The 1307-nt window shown below is 56.8% G+C and carries 1 protein-coding gene; it reads right to left on the reverse strand.

Features of this window, described 5'->3' with window-relative positions; genetic code table 11:
• Positions 1-6: 6 nt before the first annotated feature.
• Positions 7-1212, reverse strand: a complete 1206-nt coding sequence (locus tag M5B99_RS29550) for an ISL3 family transposase (RefSeq protein ID WP_248807448.1) — start codon at positions 1210-1212, stop codon at positions 7-9.
• Positions 1213-1307: the final 95 nt, after the last annotated feature.

Raw genomic sequence — 1307 nt, forward strand, 5'->3', positions numbered from 1 at the left:
GGTTCTTCACGGATTGCCGGGAAAGTCATTCTTGATCTTCATGAAGAAGAATTCGCTGTCCCGGTAGCCGTACGCCATCCGTTTGATGACTTTGATCCGGTTGTTGATGCCCTCCAACTGGCCCGTGTGCATGGGCCAGCGCACCCTGCTCAGGATGCCACGCCAGTAGCTTTTCAGGCGTTTGGCAAACTGCTTCAGAGCGGGTATCGCGCTTTCATCAGCCAGTCGTAACCATTGCTTCCAGGCTGATCGCCAGCCCCAGGCGGTGGTGGGTGACCACAGCGCTTTGAGCTCTGCCTTCATTAGATAAACCGTCATCAGCGATTGGTTAGCCGCCAGCAGATCCTGCAGATGCACCTGTTGATCTTCGCGCTTGAGGTTCTCTGGGTTGCGCAGCAGTAACCACCGTGCCTGCTTGATCACCTTGCGAGCTGGCTTGTCATGGCGCAGACGGTTAGCCTCATCGACCCGCACCCGGTCGATCACCTCTCGCCCATATTTGGCGATCACGTGAAACAAGTCATAGACCACTCTTGCCCGACAGCAGTGCTGGCGCACCTCCAGGTCGAATGCAGTGTTCATGTCCATTGCCACTGCTTCAATGCGCGCACAGCCCTGCGGCCCCAGCTCTTCAAAAAACGATCTGACAGCGGCTCGGCTGCGGCCTTCACCAATCCACAGTACCCGGCGGGTATCGGCATCCAACACCACGCTGGCGTAGCGATGCCCTTTGAACAGAGCGAATTCGTCCATCACCAAGCGTCTGGGCTGGGCCTTCGGTAGCTTTTCTAAAGCGGCTTGTAGAGCCCGTCGCTCCAGCAAACGCACGCTGTCCCAGTGCAAACCAAACAACTCGGCGACATGCAGGGTGGGCAGCCGTTGGCAAGCCTGGATCACGGCTTCGGCCAGGCGCTTGGTCATCCGCGAATAGCGATCAAGCCAACTGACTGACTCCATTCGCTTACCACATAGGCTGCACCCAACTCGTCGCAGCTCTACACTCAAGCGCACTGCCCGGCCAAGAATGGGCAGGTCACGGATTGAACGCTGGCAGTATTCGTGGATGGTGGTGCTGGGTTGATCGCAGCCGCTGCAGGTTGGGAATCTACCGAGCTGAGGGATGAGGTCGATCAGCAGGTCATCGCCATCAGGCCTGATGGCGACCACAGAAAAGCCCTCCCAAAAGGGCAGAAACGTATTAATATCGTGCACAAGAACGCCGGTTTGTAGATGTGTTTGCTCGCACGAACATCATCCATCAAATCGGCGTTCTTGTTTCTGTCTTTCCCAGGATTCCGTGAAGAACC

This window comes from Pseudomonas sp. MWU13-2100 (assembly GCF_023242365.1).
Taxonomy (GTDB): Bacteria; Pseudomonadota; Gammaproteobacteria; order Pseudomonadales; family Pseudomonadaceae; genus Aquipseudomonas.